This window comes from Rhizobium sp. BK251 (genome assembly GCF_004345245.1).
Taxonomy (GTDB): domain Bacteria; phylum Pseudomonadota; class Alphaproteobacteria; order Rhizobiales; family Rhizobiaceae; genus Rhizobium.
The window spans coordinates 91286-111144 of sequence record NZ_SLUQ01000005.1 but is presented as its reverse complement, the minus strand read 5'-3'; the positions used below and the strand labels follow the sequence as shown (position 1 = coordinate 111144).

General features: G+C 61.8%; 21 protein-coding genes. 7 read left to right on the top strand and 14 right to left on the bottom strand.

The genetic code is table 11. The features are described from left to right. Nucleotides 1–92 precede the first annotated feature (92 nt). The 3 genes from EV286_RS13340 (at nucleotide 93) to EV286_RS13330 (ending at nucleotide 3400) form a co-directional block, all read left to right on the top strand. The gene (locus EV286_RS13340; RefSeq protein ID WP_132957629.1) at nucleotides 93–1439 is read left to right on the top strand and encodes an LLM class flavin-dependent oxidoreductase; all 1347 of its coding nucleotides are present in this window, start codon (nucleotides 93–95) and stop codon (nucleotides 1437–1439) included. Between the two features lie 50 nt (nucleotides 1440–1489). After that, nucleotides 1490–2038, top strand: a complete 549-nt coding sequence (locus tag EV286_RS13335) for a hypothetical protein (protein ID WP_132957628.1) — start codon at nucleotides 1490–1492, stop codon at nucleotides 2036–2038. A gap of 147 nt (nucleotides 2039–2185) precedes the next feature. Then, nucleotides 2186–3400: an SfnB family sulfur acquisition oxidoreductase gene (locus EV286_RS13330; RefSeq protein ID WP_132957627.1), complete on the top strand. Its 1215-nt coding sequence runs from the start codon at nucleotides 2186–2188 to the stop codon at nucleotides 3398–3400. 54 nt (nucleotides 3401–3454) lie between these two features. On the opposite strand, the gene EV286_RS13325 is transcribed toward EV286_RS13330, so the two are convergent. The 3 genes from EV286_RS13325 to EV286_RS13315 all read right to left on the bottom strand — a co-directional run bounded on the left by EV286_RS13325 (nucleotide 3455) and on the right by EV286_RS13315 (nucleotide 5014). Beyond that, entirely contained in the window at nucleotides 3455–3919 is a 465-nt protein-coding gene (locus EV286_RS13325; protein WP_132957626.1) for an Rrf2 family transcriptional regulator, read from the bottom strand. A 299-nt stretch (nucleotides 3920–4218) separates the two neighbouring features. Further along, nucleotides 4219–4605: a hypothetical protein gene (locus EV286_RS13320; protein ID WP_132957625.1), complete on the bottom strand. Its 387-nt coding sequence runs from the start codon at nucleotides 4603–4605 to the stop codon at nucleotides 4219–4221. A gap of 106 nt (nucleotides 4606–4711) precedes the next feature. Beyond that, nucleotides 4712–5014: a hypothetical protein gene (locus EV286_RS13315; protein WP_132957624.1), complete on the bottom strand. Its 303-nt coding sequence runs from the start codon at nucleotides 5012–5014 to the stop codon at nucleotides 4712–4714. Nucleotides 5015–5220: 206 nt separating this feature from the next. On the opposite strand from EV286_RS13315, the gene EV286_RS13310 reads away from it, so the two are divergent. Then, nucleotides 5221–6072 (top strand): oxidoreductase, encoded by an 852-nt coding sequence (locus tag EV286_RS13310; protein WP_132957623.1) that lies wholly within the window; start codon nucleotides 5221–5223, stop codon nucleotides 6070–6072. A gap of 131 nt (nucleotides 6073–6203) precedes the next feature. Here the strand turns inward: EV286_RS13310 and EV286_RS13305 are convergent, their stop codons facing one another. The 11 genes from EV286_RS13305 to EV286_RS13255 all read right to left on the bottom strand — a co-directional run bounded on the left by EV286_RS13305 (nucleotide 6204) and on the right by EV286_RS13255 (nucleotide 17516). After that, nucleotides 6204–7049 (bottom strand): LysR family transcriptional regulator, encoded by an 846-nt coding sequence (locus tag EV286_RS13305; protein WP_132957622.1) that lies wholly within the window; start codon nucleotides 7047–7049, stop codon nucleotides 6204–6206. Nucleotides 7050–7109: 60 nt separating this feature from the next. Then, a complete protein-coding gene (locus EV286_RS13300; protein WP_132957621.1) occupies nucleotides 7110–7307 on the bottom strand; it encodes a hypothetical protein in 198 nt (65 codons plus the stop codon). Nucleotides 7308–7423: 116 nt separating this feature from the next. Next, nucleotides 7424–8929, bottom strand: coding sequence for a glycerol kinase GlpK (gene glpK, locus EV286_RS13295; protein WP_132957620.1), 1506 nt, complete (start codon nucleotides 8927–8929; stop codon nucleotides 7424–7426). A 168-nt stretch (nucleotides 8930–9097) separates the two neighbouring features. Further along, nucleotides 9098–10822, bottom strand: coding sequence for an ABC transporter substrate-binding protein (locus EV286_RS13290; RefSeq protein ID WP_132957619.1), 1725 nt, complete (start codon nucleotides 10820–10822; stop codon nucleotides 9098–9100). 83 nt (nucleotides 10823–10905) lie between these two features. After that, on the bottom strand, nucleotides 10906–11187 hold the full coding sequence (locus EV286_RS13285) for a DUF2160 domain-containing protein (protein WP_132957618.1): 282 nt from the start codon (nucleotides 11185–11187) through the stop codon (nucleotides 10906–10908). A 15-nt stretch (nucleotides 11188–11202) separates the two neighbouring features. Continuing rightward, nucleotides 11203–12024 (bottom strand): carbohydrate ABC transporter permease, encoded by an 822-nt coding sequence (locus tag EV286_RS13280; RefSeq protein ID WP_132957617.1) that lies wholly within the window; start codon nucleotides 12022–12024, stop codon nucleotides 11203–11205. 11 nt (nucleotides 12025–12035) lie between these two features. Continuing rightward, nucleotides 12036–12902, bottom strand: coding sequence for a sugar ABC transporter permease (locus EV286_RS13275; protein WP_132957616.1), 867 nt, complete (start codon nucleotides 12900–12902; stop codon nucleotides 12036–12038). Between the two features lie 2 nt (nucleotides 12903–12904). After that, nucleotides 12905–13975, bottom strand: coding sequence for an ABC transporter ATP-binding protein (locus tag EV286_RS13270; RefSeq protein ID WP_132957615.1), 1071 nt, complete (start codon nucleotides 13973–13975; stop codon nucleotides 12905–12907). A 1-nt stretch (nucleotide 13976) separates the two neighbouring features. Continuing rightward, the gene (locus tag EV286_RS13265) at nucleotides 13977–15065 is read right to left on the bottom strand and encodes an ABC transporter ATP-binding protein (protein WP_132957614.1); all 1089 of its coding nucleotides are present in this window, start codon (nucleotides 15063–15065) and stop codon (nucleotides 13977–13979) included. A 41-nt stretch (nucleotides 15066–15106) separates the two neighbouring features. Beyond that, entirely contained in the window at nucleotides 15107–16624 is a 1518-nt protein-coding gene (glpD, locus tag EV286_RS13260) for a glycerol-3-phosphate dehydrogenase (RefSeq protein ID WP_132957613.1), read from the bottom strand. Nucleotides 16625–16748: 124 nt separating this feature from the next. Further along, nucleotides 16749–17516: a DeoR/GlpR family DNA-binding transcription regulator gene (locus EV286_RS13255; protein ID WP_132957612.1), complete on the bottom strand. Its 768-nt coding sequence runs from the start codon at nucleotides 17514–17516 to the stop codon at nucleotides 16749–16751. 349 nt (nucleotides 17517–17865) lie between these two features. Between EV286_RS13255 and EV286_RS13250 the strand changes: the two genes are divergently transcribed. The 3 genes from EV286_RS13250 (at nucleotide 17866) to EV286_RS13240 (ending at nucleotide 19826) form a co-directional block, all read left to right on the top strand. After that, nucleotides 17866–18774 carry a glycine betaine ABC transporter substrate-binding protein gene (locus EV286_RS13250; RefSeq protein WP_132957611.1) on the top strand — a complete coding sequence of 303 codons (909 nt, stop codon included), beginning with the start codon at nucleotides 17866–17868 and terminating at the stop codon, nucleotides 18772–18774. Nucleotides 18775–18854: 80 nt separating this feature from the next. Further along, complete coding sequence (locus tag EV286_RS13245; protein WP_132958054.1) at nucleotides 18855–19484, top strand: L,D-transpeptidase; 630 nt, start codon at nucleotides 18855–18857, stop codon at nucleotides 19482–19484. 24 nt (nucleotides 19485–19508) lie between these two features. Beyond that, the gene (locus EV286_RS13240) at nucleotides 19509–19826 is read left to right on the top strand and encodes a hypothetical protein (RefSeq protein WP_245500702.1); all 318 of its coding nucleotides are present in this window, start codon (nucleotides 19509–19511) and stop codon (nucleotides 19824–19826) included. Nucleotides 19827–19859: the final 33 nt, after the last annotated feature.

The window sequence follows — 19859 nt, the reverse complement described above, 5'->3', positions numbered from 1 at the left end:
AAGCCGGCGAAAGGCAAGTAACAGTTCCTTGATGCGCTTGATTGCCTGGACGGGCGAACCCACCTTGTATGGGTTTTCCGAGGAGCGAAGCGATGACATCAGAACGGCAGTTGAAGCTCGGCGCCTTCATGCGCCCCGTCAGCCTGCATACCGGCGCGTGGCGCTATCCGGGCGCTTACCCCGATGCCAACTTCAATTTCACGCATCTCAAGACATTCGCCCAGACGCTCGAACGGGCGAAATTCGACGCATTCTTCATGGCTGATCACCTCGCGGTGCTGAATATGCCGATCGAGGCCCTCAAGCGTAGCCATACCGTAACCTCCTTCGAGCCCTTCACGCTTCTGTCCGCGCTTGCCGCCGTAACAGAGCGTATCGGGCTCGTCGCGACCGCCTCGACGACATTCGACGAGCCCTATCACGTCGCCCGGCGCTTCGCCTCGCTCGACCATATCAGTGGCGGCCGTGCCGGCTGGAACATCGTGACGACCGCCAATCCCGACGCGGCGCTGAATTTCGGTCTGGACGAACATGTCGAGCATGACGAGCGCTACCACCGGGCGCGCGAATTCTTCGACGTCGTGACCGGGCTCTGGGACAGTTTCGCGGACGACGCCTTCATACGAGATACCGAGAGCGGCATCTATTTCGATCCCGAAAAGATGCATGTGCTGAACCACAAGGGAGAGAATCTCAGGGTGCGCGGCCCGCTCAACATCGCCCGTCCGCCGCAGGGCTGGCCCGTGATCGTGCAGGCCGGCCAGTCGGATGTCGGGCGTCAGCTAGCGGCGGAGACGGCGGAAGTCGTGTTCGCCTCGCCGCGCGACCTTCGAAGCGGTCAGGCGCTCTTTGCGGACATCAAGAGCCGGATGCAGCGCATCGGCCGCAATCGCGATCACCTCAAGATCCTGCCGGCCGCCTTCGTCGTGATCGGCGACACGGTCGAGGAGGCGCGGGCCAAGCGGCTTAAGCTCGACAGCCTGGTACACTACGACAGCGGCATCGCCTCGCTGTCGATTGCGCTGGGCCATGATGCGTCGCGCTTCGATCCGGACGGTCCCCTGCCGGAAATCCCGGAGACCAATGCCAGCAAGACCGGCCGCGAACAGGTGATCCGCCTTGCCGAGCAGGAGAAGCTGACCGTGCGCCAGCTCGCGCAGCGCTACGGCGGCTACTCCGGGCTTGCCTTCGTCGGCACGCCACAAAGCATTGCCGACGAAATGGAGCAATGGCTTTTCGAAGAGGGCTCCGACGGCTTCAACGTCGTCTTCCCCTTCCTACCGCAGGGCCTCGACGATGTGGCGAACCGGCTCGTTCCCGAGTTGCAGCGGCGTGGCCTCTTCCGCCGCGACTACGAGGGCGTGACGCTTCGTGAACATCTCGGCCTGCCGCGCCCGGAAAACCGATTCTTCGCCCAGGCCGGCGAGGCAGCACAATGACGCACGCCGCTTCGCTGGAGCGTGGCAAGGCGACGTGCTAAGCAGCGCGCATGAGCCACATTTCACAGATCGACTACGAAACCGCTTCGCCCGAAATCCGGGCCGAGCATGACGAAGAGGTACGGCTGCGCGGCCGCATGACCAACATGAAGCGGACATTGCTTCATTCGCCGGTCGCCCACCGCATCTATGCTGAATGGTTCGCGCTTCGCGAGGAGCTTCGTCCGGCGATCGACGACCGGGCCATCTGGCTTCTTTGCCTGGCGATATCGACCGAGAGCCGCTCTATCATCCCCGTCGGCTTCTTTCGCCGTGCGCTCATCAGTGCGGGTTTCAAACCAGAAACGATCGAGCCGAATGACGATGAAGCGCTGCTGATGGCATTTGGCAAGGCGATCGTCGCCGATTCCAACGCAGTGCCCGCAGCAATCTGGGAGCGGCTGAAGGCACGTTACGACGAGGCGACGCTTGTCAACCTCGTGGCCTTCGCGGGGATCATGATTGCGACGGCCGTCTTCAACAATGCCGTGGGCGTCGAAGCCGATGAGGAACTCCAGCCCTATCTCGAAGGGTTGTCGTTCCCCTCGATCGAGCGGTAGCGGCAAATGGCCCGGAGGTACGACGGTAAGTCTGAGCCTGGGCCCAAAGAAAAAGATTCCAAAATCGACAATATCTACGAAATAGGCTCTCTTATCAGGACGACTTCGCTGAGACACTGATACCCTGTCATGACGATGGAGTGTTCGATGGGAACCGTTTCGCAGCTTCACGAACGTGTCCGTCCAGCCGCACATCGCATCCAGAGCGATGAAGAGGCGCTCGAGATCGCCCGGACGCTCGCCGCCGGCTTCGCGAAGCATGCCAGTGATCGCGACATCAACCGAGTCCTGCCGCATGACGAGATGGATACCCTGTCGCAATCGGGCCTTCTCGGCATCACCGTACCCGCGGAATACGGCGGCCTCGACATTTCGAACGCCATACTCGCCGAGGTGATTGCGCTGCTTGCCGAGGGCGATCCTTCCGTCGGCGAGATTCTCCAGAACCACTTCCACGTCCTCGAAGTGCTGCGCGCCGATGGCTCGGAGGAGCAGCGGAAGTTCTTCTTCGGCCGGGCGCTCGCCGGCGACCGGTTCGGCAGGTCGCTTCCGGAGGCCGGCCCAGCGGCGCCGGACCGCACGGACCTACGCCTGACCCCGGAGGGACCGGGGCATCGCCTCAACGGGCGGGAACCCTATTCGACCGGCGTTCTCTTCGCGGACTGGCTGGCGATGTTCGCCCCGGATGCGAGCAACCGGCAGACGATGTCGCTCGTGCCGCGCGGAACCGAGGGCGTGCAGCTGATCGACGACTGGGACGGCTTCGGCCAGCGCACGACGGGCAGCGGCACCGCGGCCTTCCACAATGTCTACGTGGCGGCTGACGCCACAATCTTCTTCCAGGACAGACCGGCACGGGCAACCGTGGCTTCCGTCGGTCAGCTCGTCCACGCCGCAGTCGATCTCGGCATCGCGCGCGCCGCCTTTTCGGAGACGCTGACCTTCGTGAGGGACAAGGCACGTCACCCGAGGGGCGGCAGTCCGGGGAGCGTCGCCGAGGACGCGTTCACCGTTTCCAAGATCGGCCAGATCGCGATACGAATTGAAGCTGCTACGGCCATGGTCGAGCGAGCGGGCAAGAAAGTCGATGCCGCCCAGGTCGACGCGACCGATGCTCATATCGTCGACGCGACCCTTGCAGTGGCAGCTGCAAATGTGCTGACGACGGAAATAGCTCTGGACGCGGCGAACACGCTATTCGAACTGGCCGGAGCTGCCTCCACCAGGATCGGCCTCAACCTCGACCGACACTGGCGTAACGCACGCACCCACACACTGCAGGACCCTGTCGGCTGGAAATATCATGAGGTCGGAAACTATCACCTCAATGCAATCACGCTGCCGCACGACGACACACCGTAGCGACAAGCCACATCACGCATTGTCGGGTTCAACTCCGAGACCGAAAGCCAATTCTTAGCTGGCTATGGATTTTGTCTGCTGCTCTTCCGGCTCTTCCACGGAGCCGCCGATCGCAACGAACTGCTCCAGGGTCATGTTGTCGAGGATGGAGGCAATCGCATCCCTGACTTCCGTCATTGAGCGCCGCACGTGACAGGTCTCCGGATCGGCGCAGTCGTCGCATGCCTCATAAGCCGTGCGGCTGGCGCAGCGGATTGGCGCAAGCGGACCGTCAAGAGTGCGGATCACATGGCCGATGCGGATCTCGGAAGCTGGGCGCGAGAGGGAATAGCCGCCGCCCGGCCCCTTCTTGGAACGCAGAATGCCGACATTACGGAGCTCGAGGAGGATCGTATCGAGGAACTTCTTCGGAATGTTGTTCCGCTCGGCAACATCATTGATGAATGCCGTTTCGCCCGGGGCCAGCTGCGCCAGGTCGACGAGCGCCTTCAATCCGTATTTTCCTTTTTTCGTCAGCATGCGCGCCTGCTTTTCAGGATATGGGGAGACCGGCGGCACAAAAGGGAGCCGTCGAGCCGCGAATTGAGCCCAAAACACATCAAAACCCGCAGAGTTTTAGATAGCGCTGAAGTTGGCCCCAAACAAGGCGATAGCTCATAATTTGTATAGTTTAACTTGATGAAATCGCGTGCCTGTATCGCGCCTGCAACGCCGCTGCGTTCGGACATGCGTCTTTTGAAAAAGAAGGACGGCGTCGCAGATACTTCAGACTCAGATGGCCAGCGTCGCTCGCCGGCCATCTGGCTAAGAATCCGGGGTTATCGCTGAGAGTGCTCGGCCTCGGCGCTGCGCGAAGCCAAGGCGGCCAAATCGGCGCCACCATTGGCGTGCAGGCGTTTTCGCACTAGGACACCCATGACGCGCGCGGCGGTCTGGAACGTCATTTCGTCGAGAGGTCCTTCACCCTGCCAGGGCTTGGTCAATCTCTCTGTCACGCTTCCAACGACGTTGGCCGGCACGATATCGGTGCAGCCACGCATCGCCTCGAAAACGGCGCTGATCGGCAAGAACTTCCCTTCGAATGTCACGAAGGGCTCTGCCATTTCCGCATTCCATTCCTCAAACGCGTAAATCGCTTCGCGAAAAAGCTGCTGCAGGGTTATCGGGGCGTGCCCGTTGTGAAGTGGGGGCAGGGCATTCGTCATGTCTGTCTCCTCTCAGTTGAATTTAAGACCTCCTGCAACGGTCAGCATAGACGCGGGGCCGAATACAATGGCCCCTGCTACCGCATTACCCGACCGAGTTTATAGATTAATCGCGGTTTGGGAAGGCTTTTATCCCCGCTCCCGCGGCCAGCGTTGCCGAGAGCACCGTGCGCGGCGCCTCGCCGAACCCGAACACGGTCGCGACCGGAGGACGACATGGACCGGTCAGGTGGCTGAAAGTATGGGCAAAATTCCGACCGATGACGGCACTACAGTTCAGCCAGGAAAGACGAGAAGTAGACCGCTGGGAAAGACCGGTCCGGCGAGGTGTGATGACGCCCAGACGAGAGGCCATTTTCATCGCGCGACGTCGCCTAAAGCGAATCACGCATGGCAGTTCTTCATTCATTTGCGCTTCGCAATTCGCCGCACCGGCAGGCCAATGCCACCATGCGCATATGGCTCTCTCGTGGATCTCTGATCGGTGGATGAGACTTCGCCAATTAAGTATTGCTGAATCTAGCTCATCAGTGTCTCGTCAAGAAGCCGGATTATCGTTCGTAATCAGGAAAGCTACTGTTCAGGTGCAATCTCGAAACACGAAAGGATCACGTCATGCGAGTTTGGTTTATCACCGGTGCATCCCGCGGCTTTGGCGCGCTGATGACCAAGGAAGCTCTGGCAGCCGGCGACGCAGTGGTCGCTACCGCCCGCAACCCCGAGACCGTCACCGACGCGATCGGCAGCCATCCGAACCTGCTTCCCGTCGCTCTCGACGTTACCGATGAGGCTCAGGCCCAGGACGCGGCAGCGGCGGCCGTGAAGAAGTTCGGCCGGATCGATATCCTCGTCAACAATGCCGGCTTTGGCCTGCTGGGTGCCGTCGAAGAGGCCACGACCGACGAGATCGAGAAAATGTACGCCACCAACGTCTTTGGCCTGCTGAAGGTGACCCGCGCCGTGTTGCCCTACATGCGCAAGCAGCGCTCCGGTCATGTGCTGAACTTCTCCTCGATCGGCGGCTATGTCGGCCATGCCGGCTGGGGCGTCTATTGCTCGACGAAATTCGCGGTCGAAGGCATTTCGGAATCGATGGCTCCAGAAGTGGCGCCGCTCGGCATCAAGGTCACGGTCGTCGAACCCGGCTTCTTCCGGACCGACTTCCTGGCTGGAAACTCGCTCGTCGTCAGCCCACCGACAATCCCTGATTATGTCGACACGCCGGCCGGCGCCATGCGCGAGATCGCCAAGCAGGCCAACCACGCCCAGCCGGGCGACCCGGCCAAGCTGGCGGGGGGGATCATCGCGATAGTCAATTCACCGAACCCGCCGCTGCGCATGCCTTTCGGCAGCGACACGGTGGCTGCGATCGAAGCCAAGAACGCCCATGTCGCCGAAGAGCTCGCAGCCTGGCGTGAGCTGGCAATGAGCACCGACTTCCCGAAGGACGTCGCCTCGGCCGCCTAACCGCGCGGTGAGCGTCGGCCTCGCCGACGCTCCTGTTCGCCCGCCAGTCTGGTAGTAATGTCCTATCCGCCACAATCAAAGCGATCCCGAGGCCTCCCTCGGGATCCTCTGTATTTGGGCGAGCCCGACGATCACTCCGATTTCATCGCATCGATGACCGCCCGGAAGGCCGCCGAGATGTGGCGTCGGCTGGGATAATAGAGATAGAGATAGTCCTCCGGCTGGCACCAATCATTCAGGACCTGCACGAGTTCGCCGCTCATGATCATCTTCTCCGCGCGGTTTTCCCACACGTAGGCGAGCGCCACACCGCTTGCCGCAGCCTGCGTCATCAACTCCTGGTCATCCAGCGACAGAGGGCCGTTCGGCTGATAGGCGATCGCCTGCCCGTCCTTTTCGAATTCCCACGCGTAGCGCGCGCCGGAGGGATACATGTTCTGGATACAGGCATGGTCCTTCAGGTCGTGGGGCGTCAATGGCATGGGCCGCGTATGGAAATAGGCGGGTGATCCGACAACCACGAGGCGGAGGCGCGGCTTGATCCTGACGGCGATCATGCCTTCCGTTATGCGCTCCCCCAGCCTGATGCCCGCATCGAAGCCTTCGTCGACGATATCGACGAGCCTGTCGGTCGCAACGATCTCGAGTTGCAGATTTGGGTTCCTGACAAGCAGCGGGCCGATCACCCGCCCGAGAACGAAGGGCGTTTCCCGATACTGGTTCAGCCCCTCGAGCGCGGAGGTAATCTCGGCGAAGGCAGGGTCGAGATGCGAACGGAGGAGTTCGCCGGCCTCCGTCAGGGATACGCTGCGCGTCGTCCGGTTCAGAAGGCGAACGCCGATGCGATCCTCGAGGCCGAGCACCGCATGGCTGATCGCCGATGCCGTTACGCCCCGTTCCTCGCCCGCCTTGCGGAAGCTCTTGTGCCTCGCCACCGCGGCAAATGCGGCCAGTTCTGAAAGTTCGGTCGCCCGCATTGCTGAGCTTCATTCATCGCGCAAACAATAATGAAGAATCCTATACAGCAGCCGAGCCCATCAGTCACCTCGCCGGCCGCCGAGGTAGCCGGGCCTCCTGCCCTGCGAGACTGGCCTAAGCTGCTCGATGAGCTGGCTCGCGGCCAGGAGATCCTCGGTGTCGAAGCCCAGGGCGGAGCAGAGCGCGCCGACGACAAGGCCGTGTTCCGAAGGCGCCACGAGATCGACAAAGCAGATGCCGCCGCCGAAGCCCTCCAACGAAGCATGGACCGCCTCGAAGGACCGTCGCGCCCGATCCCCTCGGTTAAATCGTGCGATCGGTCGACAACCTGGTGCAGGGTCAAATATATCCGGCGGCCAAGGCGCTGGGGCCTTTACGGGCCGGGAACGGTCCGCGAAACGGTGCGGGCGATGGCATCGCGCCAGCCGGCGATCCTTGCCAGCCTTTCTTCGTCGCCCATGCCCGGCGCGAAGCGGCGACCGCAGGCCCAGGCCCGGCTGAAACTCGCCCTGTCCGGCCAGATCCCCGCCTTCGATCCGGCAAGCCAGGCAGCACCGAGCGCCGTCGTTTCAACCACGGCGGAACGATCGACAGGACTCGCGAGGATGTCGGCAAGCCGCTGCATCGTCCAGTCGGACGCCGACATGCCGCCATCGACGCGAAGAACGGTTTCCATCGAGTGGCTTCCCCAGTCCCTTCTCATGGCGATCAGAAGGTCGAGCGTCTGGTAGGCCACGGATTCGAGCACGGCGCGCGCAAATTCCGCTGGGCCGCTGTTGCGGGTCAGTCCGAAGATCGCGCCACGTGCTTCGGCATCCCAATACGGCGCGCCAAGGCCGGTGAAGGCCGGGACTATGTAAACCGACTGCTCGGGATCCGCATGCTCTGCCAGGACACCGGCATCCGACGCCTTGCCTATGATGCCGATTCCATCGCGCAGCCACTGCACGGCCGCCCCCGCGATGAAGATGGAGCCTTCAAGGGCATAGGTCGTCTCACCGTTCAGCCTGTAGGCGATCGTCGTCAACATCCGGTTCGACGAGAGCACGCGGTCAGGTCCGGTATTGAGCAGCGCAAAGCAACCGGTTCCGTAGGTCGACTTGACCATGCCGGGCTCGAAGCAGGCATTGCCGATTGTTGCGGCCTGCTGGTCGCCGGCGACACCAAGAATCGGGATATCGGCGCCAAGAAGGTCGGTGACGGTCGTGCCGAAATCGCCGGCGCAATCCTTAACCTCGGGAAGCATCGCAGCCGGAATGGCCAGGATGCCGAGAAGCTCGTCATCCCACCGGTTTTCGGCGATATTGTAAAGCAGCGTGCGCGAGGCGTTGGTCGCATCGGTCGCGTGAACCCGTCCACCGGTAAGATTGTAGATCAGCCAGCTGTCTACTGTTCCGAAGCAGACCTGGCCCGCTTCCGCCCGCCGGCGCAGGTCATCGACATTGTCGAGCAGCCAGCGCAGTTTTGTTCCGGAGAAATAGGGATCGAGAAGCAGGCCGGTCTTTGCGCTGAAGAGCTTTTCATAGCCGTCGACCTTCAGGCTGTCGCACATTTCCGACGTACGACGATCCTGCCAGACGATCGCCCGATGGAGGGGCTTTCCGGACGAACGGTCCCATACGACGGCGGTTTCCCGCTGATTGGTGATGCCGATCGCCGCGATCTCGGCAGGCGATATCCCCGCGGCGGCGATCGCCTGGCGGCTCGCTTCCAGAACCGTTCGCCAGATCTCGTCGGGATCATGCTCGACCCAGCCCACATGCGGGAAATGTTGGGTTATCTCTCGCTGGGCAGAAGCGACAGCACGCATCGTATCGTCGAAGATGATCGCCCGCGAGGACGTGGTGCCCTGGTCGATCGCAAGCACATAGCCGCTCATATGTTCCTCCGCTTTCGCGCGCCAGAGCCCGCCGCCGCTTGCAAGCGGCGGTTCAAAAGCCCTGTCTATTGATGAGGCCGACGCCCTGTCCGGCAGTGTCTCCGGTGCCTCGGGCGTGCAATTAAATCCGGCCGGGAGCCTCGCTCTCCCGGCCGGCGCGATAGCCGATCAGTTCGACTGCCAACTCTTGACGAGCTCGTCGTAGTTGATCGTTATCGGCTTTTCCTTCTCGTTCTCGATCTTTAGCTGCGGCGCGAGGTTGCCCTTGGAAACCGCATCCTTGTTCCAGAACTCGATGTCATGCTCTTCCGCCAGCTTCGGGCCGATGTCGCCCTGCACCTTGGCGCGTTCCAGGCGCTGCAGCACCTTTTCCTGCTCGGAGCAAAGCTGGTCCATGGCTTCCTGCGAGGTCTTCGCCCCGGAGGCCGCCTCGCCGATCGCCTGCCACCAGAGCTGGGCGAGCTTCGGATAGTCGGGCACGTTGGTGCCGGTCGGCGACCACTGGACGCGGGCCGGCGAGCGATAGAACTCGATCAGACCGCCGAGTTTTGGCGCGCGCTCGGTGAAGCTCTTGTCGCGGATCGTGGACTCGCGGATGAAGGTCAAGCCGACATGGCTCTTCTTCACGTCAACAGTTTTCGACACGACGAACTGCGCATAGAGCCATGCGGCCTTGGCGCGATCCGTCGGCGTCGACTTGAGGATCGTCCAGGAGCCCACGTCCTGATAGCCGAGCTTCATGCCGTCCTTCCAGTAGACGCCGTGCGGGCTTGGCGCCATGCGCCATTTCGGCGAACCGTCCTCCTTCACCACCGGCAGGCCGGGCGCGACCATGTTGGCGGTAAAGGCGGTGTACCAGAAGATCTGCTGGGCGATGTTGCCCTGGGACGGGACCGGGCCTGATTCCGAGAAGGTCATGCCCTGTGCTTCCGGCGGAGCATAGGCCTTCAGCCAATCGAGATATTTCTGCAGCGAGTAGACGGCAGCCGGGCCGTTGGTATCGCCACCGCGCGCAACGCAGGAGCCGACCGGCCGCGAGTTCTCGTCAACCTTGATACCCCATTCGTCAACCGGCAGACCATTCGGGATGCCCTTGTCGCCGTTGCCGGCCATGGAGAGCCAGGCGTCGGTGAATCGCCATCCGAGCGACGGATCTTTCTTGCCGTAGTCCATGTGGCCATAGACCTTCTTGCCGTCGATCTCGCGGCCGGTGAAGAACTCGGCGATATCCTCATAGGCCGACCAGTTGACCGGCACGCCGAGATCGTAGCCGTACTTGGCCTTGAAATCCGCCTTGTTCTTCTCATCGCTGAACCAGTCGTAGCGGAACCAGTAGAGGTTCGCGAACTGCTGGTCGGGCAGCTGGTAGAGCTTCTTGTCCGGCGCGGTCGTGAAGCTCGTGCCGATGAAGTCGGCAACGTCGAGGCCGGGGTTGGTGACATCCTTGGCTTCATCCGCCATCCAGTCGGTCAGCGAGCGGGCCTGCAGGTAACGCCAATGGGTGCCGATCAGATCCGAGTCGTTGACGTAGGCGTCATAGATGTTTTCGCCCGACTGCATCTGCGTCTGCAGCTTCTCGATGACGTCGCCCTCACCGATGATGTCCTGGGTGACTTTGATGCCGGTGATCGCCGTGAAGGCGGGCGCCAGCACCTTGGCCTCATAGGAATGCGTCGTCAGCGGTTCGGAAACCACCTTGATGTCCATGCCGGCGAAGGGTTTCGCCGCGTCGATGAACCATTGCATTTCCTTTTCCTGGTCGGCACGGGACAGCGTCGAAATATCGCCGATCTCCTTGTCCAGGAAGGTTTTCGCCTCGTCCATGCCGGCGTATGCGGCACCGGTCATCGCCAATAGAATGCTTGCAGTCGTCGTCAGTAAGTGCCTTCGCATGATATCCTCCCAGGGTTTGCGATAGCAGTTTCTTACGTCTTGAGGCGGCCAGTTACCCCCGGCCCTCCGTCATCACCTTGCCGTCACACGAAGCGGAACACGCCGATGGCGTAGACCACGGAAATGGCAAGAGCCCACCACAGGCTGAGCGGGACGAGGCCCAGCCATGCGAGATGAATGTATGCAGCACCCAGCAGCGAAACGAACAGCCGGTCTCCCCGCGTGGTTTCGAACCTGAGCAGCCCAACGCGCGGCGCGCCGCCGGGCGAAAAATACTCCCAGATGCTCATGCCGATCAAAAGCATGAGGATCGTCAGGAAGAACAGTGCCGTCGGCAGCGTCCACGCCATCCACGATAGGTTCATGTCCGTCCCTCCCCTTTAGACGCGGCCGAGCGCGAAACCCTTGGCGATGTAGTTGCGCACGAAATAGATGACGAGCGCGCCCGGCACGATGGTGAGCACGCCGGCGGCCGCCAGCACGCCCCAGTCCAAGCCTGACGCCGATACCGTCCGCGTCATGATCGCGGCGATCGGCTTGGCGGCGGTGGTCGTCAGCGTCCGCGCCAGAAGCAGTTCCACCCAGGAGAACATGAAGCAGAAGAAGGCAGCGACGCCGATGCCGCTGGCAATCAACGGCATGAAGATGCGCACGAAGAAACGTGGGAAGGAGTAGCCGTCGATATAGGCGGTCTCGTCGATCTCCTTCGGCACGCCAGACATGAAGCCTTCGAGAATCCAGACGGCCAGCGGCACGTTGAACAGGCAGTGCGCCAGCGCCACGGCGATATGCGTATCGATCAGCCCGATCGCGGAATACAGCTGGAAGAAGGGCAGCGCGAAGACCGCGGGCGGTGCCATACGGTTGCTGAGCAGCCAGAAGAACAGGTGCTTGTCGCCGAGAAAGCGATAACGCGAGAAAGCGTAAGCCGCAGGCAACGCCGCCACGACCGAGATCACCGTGTTCATCACCACGTAGATGATCGAGTTGATATAGCCGTTGTACCACGAGGGGTCGGTGAAGATGACGGTATAATTGCTCAGCGTCGGGTTCTGCGGCCAAAGCGAGAATGTACCGGTGATTTCGGCATTCTCCTTGAAGCTCATGTTGACCAACCAGTAGATCGGAAGGAGCAGGAAGATGATGTAGATCGTCGGCACGAGCCAGGAGAAACTGAGGGTCGATTTCTGCTTGTTCATCATATCTCGCCCCCTCAGTTCGCAGCGTCGCTGCTGGTCATCACGGTGTAGAACACCCATGAGAGCAGCAGGATGATCAGGAAGTAGATGATCGACATGGCGGCCGCAGCACCGAGGTCGAACTGGCCAACGGCCATCTTAACGAGATCGATGGAGAGGAACGTCGTCGAATTGCCGGGTCCGCCACCGGTGACGACAAAGGGCTCGGTGTAAATCATGAAACTGTCCATGAAGCGCAGCAGCACGGCAATCAGAAGCACGCGCTTCATCTTCGGAAGCTGGATGTAGCGGAAGACTGACCAACGCGAGGCGCCATCGATCTTCGCCGCCTGGTAGTAGGCGTCCGGAATGGAGGCGAGGCCGGCATAGCAAAGCAGCACCACCAGGCTCGTCCAGTGCCAGACGTCCATGATGATGATGGTAACCCAGGCGTCGAGCGGATCGCGCACATAGTTGTAGTCGAGACCGATCGCTTCCAGTGTATGGCCGAGAAGGCCGATATCGACGCGGCCGAAAACCTGCCAGATCGTTCCCACGACATTCCACGGAATGAGGAGCGGCAGGGCCATCAGGACGAGGCAGACCGGAACGCCGATGCCCTTCTTCGGCATGTTGAGCGCGATGAAGATGCCGAGCGGGATCTGGAGCGCGAGGATGATGAAGGAGAACAGCAGGTTGCGCTGCAGGGCTTCCCAGAAACGGTCGGAATGCAGCGTCTCCATGAACCAGTCCGTGCCGGCCCAGAAGAACTCGTTGTTGCCGAACGTATCCTGCACGGAATAGTTGACGACCGTCATCAAGGGAATGACCGCCGAGAAGGCGACCAGCACAAGCACCGGCAGCACGAGGAACCAGGCTTTATTGTTCCAGGTTCTTTCCATGATCAGCCCTCCCTGCCGACGCGCCATGAATCGGCATAGATGCCCACGGCAAGGGGATCGAAGGTAACGCGGGGTTCCGCGGGGATATCGGAATCCTCCGGAATGACGATCGCGATCGGCTGGCCCTCAAAGCGGGCACGCACGATCTTCTGCCGACCGATGTCCTCGATGCGCGCAATCGAGACGGGCATGCCCTCGCGGCCGATGCGAATGAATTCCGGGCGGATGCCGAGCTCGGTCTTGGCCGCGCCGCTGGTCCTGGGCGCATAGTCGAGCATGATCGTCTCCTCGCCCACCCGGACCGAATTGCCATCTATGTGGGCGGGCATGATGTTCATGCCCGGAGAGCCGATGAAGTAGCCGACGAAGGTGTGGCTGGGCCGCTCGAAGAGTTCGGCAGGCGTGCCGATCTGGACGATCTGGCCCTCGTACATGACGACGACCTTCTCGGCGAAGGTCAGCGCCTCCGTCTGGTCGTGGGTGACATAGACCATCGTGAAACCGAACTGCTTGTGCAGGCGCTTCAGCTGCGAACGCAGCACCCATTTCATGTGCGGGTCGATGACGGTGAGCGGCTCATCGAAGAGGATTGCGTTCACATCGTTGCGCACCAGGCCACGGCCGAGCGAAATCTTCTGCTTCTGGTCTGCCGTGAGCCGTTGCGCCTTGCGCTTTGCCCAGCCCGTCAGGTCGATCATCTCCAGGATTTCGCGAACCCGGCGATCGACCTCCGGTTCGGCAACGCCGCGGTTGCGGAGCGGAAAGGCTATGTTGTCGTAAACGGTCATCGTGTCGTAGATGACGGGAAACTGGAACACCTGGGCGATGTTGCGGGCCTGGGTGGAAAGGTCCGTGACGTCACGGCCGTCGAACAGGATCCGGCCATGCGAGGGCAGCAGCAGCCCCGAGATGATGTTGAGAAGCGTCGTCTTTCCGCAGCCGGAGGGGCCGAGCAGGGCATAGGCGCCGCCATCGTTCCACTCGTGGTCGACTTCCCGAAGCGCATAGTCCTTTTCGGATCTCGGATCAGGTCCGTAGGCATGGCGGATGTGGTCGAGCGTGATCCTTGCCATTCTATTCTCCATGCCCCGGCTGCGGCGCGAGGGCGATCGCGCGTCCCGACCTGTCGAAGGCCATCAGGTGGCGCGTGTCGACGAAGACCTCGATCTCGGTATCAGGGTCGATGTTGTGGATGCCGTGGGCCAGCATGACCCAGCGCACCCCGTCGTAATCCAGATGGACGAAGCTTTCGGAGCCGGTGATTTCCGACACCAGTGTCCTCGCGCGCAGCGGGGCGGCATTGGCGGTCTGCGGGCGCAGCCCGAGGTGATGCGGATGAAAGGCGATCGCCATAGGCCCGTCTGGCGTCGCGGCAAGATGCGCCGGTACCGGCAGCACGCCGGCGCCCTCGCGCCGGAACACGCCTTCGGACTTCGTGACTTCCACAAAGTTGAGCGGCGGATCGGCAAAGATCTGCGCGGTCACGAGATCGGCCGGCCGCCGATAGACGTCGATGGTCGGCGCGAACTGGGTGACGCGGCCTTCGCTGAGCGTCGCCGTGTTGCCGCCAAGCAGCAAGGCCTCGGAAGGCTCGGTCGTGGCGTAGACGAAAATCGCGCCCGACTGGGCAAAGATTTTCGGCAGCTCCTCGCGCAGTTCTTCGCGCAGCTTGTAATCGAGATTGGCGAGCGGCTCGTCCATGAGGACGAGATCGGCATTCTTCACCAGTGCGCGCGCCAGCGCCGTGCGTTGCTGCTGGCCACCGGAAAGACTGAGCGGCGTGCGGTCGAGATAGGGCGTGAGCCTCAGGAGTTCGGCAGCCTTGCGCACTTCCCTATCGATCGTGGCAGCATCCATGCGACTGATTCGCATCGGCGAGGCGATGTTTTCGTAGACGGTCAACGCGGGATAATTGATGAACTGCTGGTAGACCATCGCGACATTGCGCTTCTGGACGCGCACGCCGGTGACATCGACGCCGTCGAAATGGACGGAGCCGCTGGTCGGCCGGTCAAGGCCCGCCATCAGGCGCATCAACGATGTCTTGCCGGAGAGCGTCGGTCCGAGCAGGACGTTCAGCGTACCCCGTTTCAACAAAAGATCAGTCGGGTGAATATGGTATTCACCGCCCACCATCTTTGCGGCATTCCGCAATTCCAGCATTCCGGTTCCCGTGCCTCCTCATCGACGGGACCACATGCCGCTTATCCGGCCATCCTTGCCGGCAGCGCGGCCATGTACTCCTCCAATCCGCGTACTTCATCCTTTGAAAGGTGCAGGCCCTTCTTGGTCCTGCGCCACAGCACGTCCTCCACGCGCATGGCCCATTCCTGCCTGATCAGCCACAGCACTTCGCTTTCGTAGAGATCGCTGCCGAAATGCCGGCCGAGATCCGCCACCGCCTTCGCGTCGCCGAGAAGCGCCTGGGCCCTCGTGCCGTAGCGGCGGACAAGCCTGCGGGCATGCGCATCCGCCAGGAACGGATAGCGCCCCTTGAGCTTGGCGACCTCCGCATCGTAGCCCTGGACCGGAAAATCGCCGCCGGGCAGCGAACTCCCGGCCGTCCAGGGAGCGCCCTTGACGCCGATCGCCTCGCCAATCTTTTCCAGCGCATGTTCCGAAAGACGGCGATAGGTGGTGAGCTTGCCGCCGAAGACATTGAGGACCGGCGCTTCCGATCCGGCGCCCTCGACCTTCAGCACGTAGTCGCGTGTCGCCTCCTGCGCCTTCGAGGCGCCGTCATCGAAAAGAGGGCGAACTGCCGAATAAGTCCAGACGATGTCTTCCGGACGAACCGGCTCCCGGAAATATTCGCTGGCGGCATTGCAAAGGTAGGTAGTCTCCTCCTCCGATATCCTGACGTCCTTCAGGTCGCCGCCATAGTCGCGGTCCGTCGTGCCGATAAGCGTGAACTCTTCCTCGTAGGGAATCGCGAATATGATGCGGCCGTCCGGATTCTGGAAGAAATAGGCGCGCGGCCCTTCGAACTTGCGCCTGACCACGATGTGGCTGCCCTGCACGAGGCGAACATGGCGGGCCTCGTTCTGGCCGAGCGCGGCCCTGATGACATGGTCGACCCAGGGGCCGGCAGCATTGACCAGCATGCGGGCCCGGTGGCGCTCCTGCCGGCCCGTAATCGCGTCGATCGTCTCGATCGTCCAGGTTTCGCCTTCGCGGTGAGCCGACGTTACCCTGGTGCGCGGCATGATGTGGGCGCCACGATCGGCCGCATCGCGCGCGTTCAACACCACCATGCGGGCATCGTCCACCCAGCCGTCGGAATATTCGAATGCCTTCGTGAACAGGGCCTTGAGCGGCTTTCCGGCGGGATCCGTACGCATGTCGAGCACGGCGGTCGGCGGCAGCAGCTTGCGCCCGCCGAGGTGGTCGTAAAGGAAGAGGCCGAGGCGGATCATCCAGGCCGGGCGAATGCCGCCCTTGTGGTACGGCAGCACGAAGCGCAGGGGCCAGATGATGTGCGGCGCCATCGCCCAGAGCGTCTCGCGCTCCATCAACGATTCGCGCACAAGACGGAATTCATAGTGCTCCAGATAGCGCAGCCCACCATGGATGAGCTTGGTCGCCCCCGAGGACGTGCCGGACGCAAAGTCATCCATCTCCGCCAGCGCGACCGAATAGCCCCGGCCCGCAGCATCGCGCGCAATGCCGCAACCATTGATGCCGCCACCGATGACGAAGATGTCGTAGACGCCCTGGCTCACTTGCCCTCCGGAATAGGACTTTCGCATTGCACAAATTTTTCGGCAATGCGAAAGTGAAACAAGCTTAAAACGAAAATCTTTCGAATGTCAAACGAATGTTCTTCGTTCTCGGAGGATCACGGATTCACGCTTGGGACGTCTCGATCAGCTTCACATTGCTCTCGGCGCAGATGCGCTTTATCGAAGTCAGCGGACAGAAGTCGGTGATGAAGGTATGCACCTGCGATATCTGCCCGATGCGGACCGGGGCGGTGCGCTCGAACTTCGTCGAATCGGCAACCAGGATGACGTGCCGGGCATTGGCGATGATGGCCTGGGCAACCTTCACTTCCCGAAAATCGAAGTCGAGCAAGGCACCATCGGAATCGATCGCCGACGCGCCGATGACGGCATAGTCGACCTTGAACTGGCGGATGAAATCCACCGCCGCCTCGCCGACAATGCCGCCATCGGAGCTGCGCACCACGCCGCCGGAGATAACGACCTCGATGGCGGGAAGAAGCCTCAAGCGATTGGCGACATTGATATTATTGGTAATGACCATCAGTTCGTGATGGTCCAGCAGCGCCTCTCCCACGGCCTCGGTCGTCGTCCCGATGTTGATGAAAAGGGACGCGTTGTTGGGAATGAGACTGGCGGCGGCGACGCCGATCGCCTGTTTCTCGCGCGCGGCAATCTGGCGCCGCGCCTCGTATTTGACGTTCTCGGTACCGCTCGGAAAGGTCGCGCCCCCGTGGATCCTCGTCAGCACCTGCGCGTCGCAGAGATCGTTGAGATCCTTTCGGATCGTTTGCGGCGTCACTGAAAACCGGGTGGCGAGCTCTTCGACAAGCACGCGCCCGTTGGCCTTGGCAAGCTCGAGTATTTCCGACTGGCGTTCGGTGAGGAACATGGTTCGCCCCTTTTCGTTTTCCTTTCACTTTAACGCAAACGGAATTCGTCGCAACATCCGCGCTATGCATCGGCCGCGTTCTCTTTGCGCCCCTGAGGGCATGGCGCCCGCATCGTTTTCCGCAATATCCCCTCTTCTTTTCGTTTCTCTTACACACGCCCGACAATCGGACGTTGCCAAGTCGTTTGCCGTGTTGCATCCTCCCAGCAAGCATCAGACGTGATCAGTTTCAAAAAGCGCATCGATTGCAGCTTCTCCACCTGTGGGTTGCCATCGGGCGAATTGAGGGGAGGAAACTGTGAGGAGTGCGTCGGGACTGTTTGCTTGCGCTGTCGCTACGGCGTTTTTGATGGGCATGGAGATGCCCGCTCGTGGCGCGGATCTAGTCATCGCCATGCCGAACTGGCCCTCCGGCCAGGCCACCGCCAATATTCTGAAGGTCGGCCTCGCCAAGGAGTTCAACCTCGACGCCGAGGTTCGCGAGGTCGGCGGGCTCACCGCTTTCAAGGAACTTGAATCCGGCGACGTCGATATTTACGCCGAAGTGTGGCGACCCAATCTCGACAACCTCGTCAAAACCTACGTTACCGAAAAAGGCGCTGTCGCGCTCACCAAACGCGGCGTACCGGCCTGGCAGGGGCTCTGCGCCACGTCGGACGCGGCGGCACTGGGCATCAAAAGTGTCGAGGATCTTCTCGATCCGGCAAAGACGGCCGCGCTCGACACGGATGGCGACGGGAAAGGCGAACTGTGGATCGGCTCGCCGGCCTGGTCTTCGACGGAGATCGAGCGCGTCAAGGCGAACAGCTACGGCTATGTCAAGAACCTGACGCTCGTTGAAGCCGAGGAAGACGTCGCCATGGCAGCGGTCGACGCGGCGGTGGCAACCGGGCGACCCATGGTGTTCTACTGCTATGCTCCGCACCATGTTTTCGAGCTGCATAAGGTCGTGCGCCTGACGGAACCACCCTACGATCCCGAAAAATGGAAAATCGCATCGCGTGAGGATCCTCTCTGGATCAGCAAGTCGAGCGCACCGGTCGCCTGGGACGCAGCGCATTTCTACATCGCCTACTCCACCGCCTTCGGAAAGAAGCATCCCGAGGTTGTCCGCTTCCTCGAGCAGGCGGATTTCTCCCCCGACGAAGTCACCAACATGACATATGCGCTTCAGGTGGAACGGCAGGAGCCGCTTTCCTTCGCCAGATCCTGGGTCAACGCTCACGAAACACGCGTGGATAGGTGGGCAAAGCCATGACCGGAAACTCTAGATCGCCTCGTCCCAAACCTGGCCGCCATGCTGCCCCCGCAAGGGGCAGGAAGCTCCTGCTCGCCTTGATGGCAGCGACGCTCGCCCTCGGCGTGCCTGCGGCTCTCTACGCCCAGACCCAGATCTATGACGCGAAGACGCGGAAATGGGTCGACTACGACCGAAAGAAGGCGCGGCAATATTATGCCCGCAACAACCAGCCGCCCGAGGCCTTCAGGCGGCAGATCGTGCGGTTCCGCACCGCCGAGCAGCCGGGTACGATCATCATCGACGGCAACCAGCACTTCCTCTACCTCGTCCAGCCCGACAATCAGGCGATCCGTTACGGCATCGGCGTCGGGCGCGAGGGCTTCGGCTGGGCGGGCATCGTCCGCGTCGGCCGGATGGCAGAATGGCCGACCTGGACGCCACCGGCAGAGATGGTCGCACGCGACGAGAACGCAAGGAAATGGGCAGGCGGGATGCCCGGCGGCCCAGAAAACCCACTCGGCGCGCGTGCGCTCTATCTCTACGAAGGGGACAACGACACCATATATCGCATCCACGGGACGCCTGAGCCCTGGACGATCGGCCTCGACGTTTCCTCGGGATGCATACGCATGAACAATGACGACATCACAGATCTGCATGCACGCATCAACGTCGGCGCGAAGGTCATCGTGCTGATGCAGGGGGCCGCCTTGTACAAAGGGGTGTGAGGCGCAAATCGGGGGAGGGTGAGTTTGTCGAGTGCAAAGCTGAACCGTCATGGGGTCGCAACGGCCCTGCTATGTGCCGGCATCCTTGCCGGATGCCAGTCCGACCCCGGCCCAGACGCGCAGAATATGGCGCGAACGACGCTGCAGACCGCGCCTGCCGATCTCCAGCTCGTCTGTGCCAGCGCTGCGAGCAACGCCGCCGGGCAAGGCACCAAGGTGCTTCCGACGGGTTCCCAGCAGATCGACGCCAAGAGCTACAGCGTCGATCTCGATGCCGGCGGACGCAAGTTCCGCTGCGTGGTCGATGACCAGGGAACGGTGACATCGCTGCAGCCCGCATGACCGGAAGACGGGATGGGCGTAACGCGCCCGGCT